Source organism: Desulfonatronospira sp., assembly GCA_003563255.1.
Taxonomy (GTDB): Bacteria; Desulfobacterota; Desulfovibrionia; order Desulfovibrionales; family Desulfonatronovibrionaceae; genus Desulfonatronospira.
Genome location: PWSL01000252.1, coordinates 1 through 4,276, shown reverse-complemented (window position 1 = coordinate 4,276; position 4,276 = coordinate 1). Strand labels below are relative to the sequence as shown.

Annotated in this window: 5 protein-coding genes; all 5 read left to right on the top strand. The window is 42.1% G+C overall.

All coding sequences use genetic code 11. The features are described 5' to 3' along the window. On the top strand, window positions 1-341 hold a 341-nt coding region (locus QZP87_RS07365), incomplete at its 5' end, for a CFI-box-CTERM domain-containing protein (RefSeq protein WP_291322275.1). Window positions 342-905: 564 nt separating this feature from the next. After that, a complete protein-coding gene (locus QZP87_RS07360) occupies window positions 906-1,433 on the top strand; it encodes a tyrosine-type recombinase/integrase (protein WP_291322274.1) in 528 nt (175 codons plus the stop codon). Further along, on the top strand, window positions 1,430-2,566 hold the full coding sequence (locus tag QZP87_RS07355; RefSeq protein WP_291322273.1) for an ankyrin repeat domain-containing protein: 1,137 nt from the start codon (window positions 1,430-1,432) through the stop codon (window positions 2,564-2,566). The genes QZP87_RS07360 and QZP87_RS07355 overlap by 4 nt, the downstream gene beginning before the upstream one ends. A gap of 573 nt (window positions 2,567-3,139) precedes the next feature. Then, window positions 3,140-3,907, top strand: a complete 768-nt coding sequence (locus tag QZP87_RS07350; RefSeq protein ID WP_291322272.1) for a hypothetical protein — start codon at window positions 3,140-3,142, stop codon at window positions 3,905-3,907. 143 nt (window positions 3,908-4,050) lie between these two features. Then, a partial coding sequence (locus tag QZP87_RS07345) for a hypothetical protein (RefSeq protein ID WP_291322271.1) occupies window positions 4,051-4,276 on the top strand: 226 nt, incomplete at its 3' end.

Here is a 4,276-nt window from a genome sequence, read left to right as displayed (position 1 = left end):
TCATTCCTGACACCGGGGAAACGGGAGAACTTGATCCGATTTCGTGGGGCCCAGAAAGGGTGACGGATGAGCCGGTGATAGAGGATGATTCTTCATCTACATGCTTCATAGCAACCGCGGCATACGGCTCTTCGCTATCGCTTGAGGTATCCGCGCTAAGAGCGTTCAGGGACGGGTTCCTGCTTTCGAATAAGGTGGGAAGGGAATTCACAGGAGCATATTACAGTATGAGCCCCGCTTTTGCTGAAATCATTGAAGGGAACAGGATGGCCCGGTTTGTTTTGAGGCTGCATCTTGCGCCTTTTGTGAAGGTTGCCGGGGCGTTAGCCGGAATGAATTAAAGCAAAGATGAAGTAATGACGAGAGAAGCCGGCTCGTAAAAAAGCCGGCTTCTTTATTTCCCTTGTGACCGGTCAGGGGGCAAAACCGGGTAAAACAGGGGTCCCCCCAATCCAAGGCTCGCCCAACAGTATAAAATGCGATAATCCTCAAAAACGTCTCATAAACTCTATTTTTTAGTTGTAAACCACCCACCCCGCTACCTACCTACTCTGCTTGAAAAATCCCTCCATCCAAGGCTAATCCGAAGGCTGTTTGCGGCAATCCGAGGGGTATCCGATTGGTAGTTTTAACGAGTCTCGGATGGAACTATGTCAATGAAGGAAGAGACGGTGGTTTTGCGGTTATGGAGCCCCCGGTGTTTTGAATTGAATACCGCCAGAAGTACCTTGATGAAATTAGTCATATAATACCATAACAAATAATTACTGTTTGCATTATGGTGGCATAAGTTCAATATTCTTATTTAATAAGGAATTATATACGAAGAACTTGACAATATAAAAACTTTATTGTATTATTTGTAAAGAAATACAAAAAATAGTCAATATTGGAAAGGAGGCCAAATGCAACGGGTAAAAGAACAACCGGAAACTTTGACACAGGAGGAACAAGAAAGGCTTTTAGACGCTCCGAGTGAAAAAGCCCCTACAGGTCTTAGAAATAAATGCATTCTCGGTTTGATGTTACATAACGGCTTGGGAATCAATGATATAGTGGGGTTAAAGGTAGGGGATATAGATTGGGAGAAAGGCGTACTAAAGTCTTGGGAAGAAGAAGTTAATTTAAGAGATAGGGCTCTTAGCCTTCTCAAGAGCTGGCTTAAAATATTAGATGCCGAAGAATCGGATTATCTTTTCAGAACTCTGAAGGGCGGGAAAATTAACGGCAGGTATGTAAGAGAGATGCTGAGGAGAGAATCGCAGGCGGCGGGAATAACAAAAACAGTGAACCCAAAAGTTATTTATGAGACTTATAAGCAAAACCGATTAAAAACTACGCCCGAGGGAAAAAACAGAGTAGAAAATGATGGTGGCAGACAAAGCACTAGTGATTCAGAGAGAGAAAAACCACCTGGGAGATTAGAATTATGAAAATATGGCAGGCAGTCAAAGAAGAAAATAAAGAAGAAATAATTAAAGGTCTGAATGAAATGGCAGATATAAATGAAGTGGACGCGAGGGGATGGACGGTTTTACATTGGGTGGCCCACAAAGGAGATGCTGACGTTGTAAAACTGCTTTTAGAAAAAGGCGCGACACAGGATATAACAGATAAAAACGGGTGGACGCCGTTCTTGCTCGCAGCCTCTAAGGACCATGCTGAGGTTGCTAAGTTATTAATCGATAAAACGCTGCATGAAATAATTGATGGTAAGATAGGAAAATCGCATGATAGAGCTGAAGCCGCGGCAAAAGAAGTTGGAACTTCGCTATTTCACCTGGCAGTTATTTTTGACCACATTGATATTGTAAAGCACCTCATAGAGAAAGGCAGCAATGTAAATGATCAAGATAAGGACGGATGGACGCCGCTTTTATGGTCGGCTTACAAAGGTAATTTGGAAACTGCAAAACTGCTGATTGATTCCGGAGCGAAGGTAGAAGCTTCTGGAGATCAACACGAGCATACCCCTCTTGTATACGCAGCCCATAAGGGATATGTGGAAATTGTAAAACTTTTGCTGGGAAACGGGGCGAATGCGAATTTCGCAGACCCCCAGGGCTGGACACCTCTTATCCTGGCCGCATACAACGGCAATGCTAAAGTTGTTGATATTTTGATTCAAAATGGAGCAGACGTAAATGCAAGCAACACAAACGGGTGGACCCCTCTTCATTTTGCGGTAGAGGCGGGCAGTTTAGACACTATGAAAATTTTGATTGAAAATAACAGCTACATTAATTTAGGAAATAGTTCGGGTCTTTCACCCTTACATCTTTCTATCAAGCAAAAGCACAATGGCTTTGCTAAACTGCTAATTGACTCCGGGGCGGATGTAAATGCTATGGATAAAGAGGGGAGAACACCTCTTCATTTGGCTATAGCAAGAGAAAACACTGGGTTCACCGGTTTTCTCTTAAAGAACGGAGCAGATGTAGACGCCAGGGATGGTAAAGGATATACCCCTCTCGATTTAGCTTTTGAAAGGTCCCACAGAGGACATGCCAAGCTGCTAATAGAAAACGGCGCTGAGCTCAAATTGAGAAACGAAAGAAGTATATAACGTAGCATTGAGCAGTAGCATTTAATCCTCCTCTTTGATCTTTTCTCCTTCCCGAAGAAGTTTCCTGTTTTATCATTCTAATATCGCAGGGAAAAATCTCCCTGCAGTAATACAATACAACTTCCCATAATAAGTAACTATATATATTTAAATCCCCATTTTCCCTCGTACAATAAGACAATATTGAACTATAATTAAAAAATAATTCAAAAAAGCAAAAATAATCCTTGACAAATATAAGCCATATGATACAATTAAAACAAGCAAGGAACTATATTGCGGTAATGGTACTAAAACAAAAACGAAAGGAGGAGCCTATGGTAAATCATTATGGATAGCGGGTAATGGCTTTTTAACCAACAACATAAGGAGAAAAACAAAGTGAAAAAGTAGAATTTAGAAATGCCACGGGAGCTCCTGCAGAGCTCCCGTGGCGAGCAAAGGTGGCGACGTAAATAGTTTCTTCTGGAGATAACTACCCCACTCTTTGCGTTTACAAGCGTAACACATATGGAAAATCTTGTAAAGGAAATTTAGTTTAAAAAGAGAACATAGCAAAAAAAGGAGAAGGAAATGGGTAAAGAAAAAATCCAAGAAATGAATTCGAAAGAAACAGATGGTTGCATGAAGGAGAAGGTGAGACAAGAGGCCAAAGATTTGTTGGAGGATCTGGCTTTAAGTTGCGTAGAGGTAGACACTAAGAATCTTCTCCTTTTGGATCCGAGTACACGGAGATATTTAATAGAAAGTTATACGAACGGTGGAAATCAGCCGAGCATCAATGCTTGGTGCTTTGCGCGCGAAATCTGTTTGCGGGAACTGGGAAGGTTTCCAGCAACCGCAGAGATGGAAGTGTTTCAGAAGGCCTATGAAGAAAAATATGACGTCAGGATGCAACGTATTAAGAACGGGGAGCAGATCCTCTCTGCAGAGGAAGCAGGAGATGTTTGTAAGGGATGTGAGAAAGAAGAAACCAAGGAGCGCATAAACAAAGCCTTCGCGAAGTTAAATTCAAAAGGGATCCTATCGCGTATGAGTATAGGAACGAATCTATACGAGGGTTATGATGTGATGATCGAGGAAGCTTCCAACAACGATAACAGGGGAATCTGTTTCTACACTAGCTTCGATGATGCCGTCTGGGAGTATGTTCGCGGAGTTTATATACGTTGCGGAGCTCCTTCTGATGATAACACGGTTTTAACAAATTTAACAAAAATAAAGGATGAAGTCTGCGAAGCATTGACAAACGAGGGGCTGGCTCCTGAATTTTACAACACATTCACCCCGATATGGATACCAAATGTGGCGGTGAACCATAACAACGATTCTGCAAACTAGTACCAGATGGATAAGAATAAACAGGAACGGAAGGAGGTGATGAAGTTGAAAGACGATCTGTAGGAATAGCAACACACGCAGGATTGTGGAAGAGGAGTAGGGAAAATAGCTCGTAACTAACGAAGGTACATGGAGGTAGAGAAATGAAAAAAGCGGTTAAGCAGGTAAGGTACGTAGATGCGAATATGATAGTAAACAAACAGGAGAAAGACATGGAAGAGATGAATAAAGTCCAAGACAAGGTTGATGAGTTAATAACGCTGATAGAAGGCTACGAAGGAGACGACCTTCGTCTTGAGTATATTATTACTGGTTTGCTGATAGCGGATAAAGGGTGTGCATATGGGAAAATGGGGATTCTGGAGGCTG

Excerpts from the sequence above, each read along its gene's own strand:
- QZP87_RS07350 (WP_291322272.1), top strand. The coding sequence starts at position 3,140 with ATGGGTAAAGAAAAAATCCAAGAAATGAATTCGAAAGAAACAGATGGT.
- QZP87_RS07360 (WP_291322274.1), top strand. The coding sequence starts at position 906 with ATGCAACGGGTAAAAGAACAACCGGAAACTTTGACACAGGAGGAACAA.
- QZP87_RS07355 (WP_291322273.1), top strand. The coding sequence starts at position 1,430 with ATGAAAATATGGCAGGCAGTCAAAGAAGAAAATAAAGAAGAAATAATT.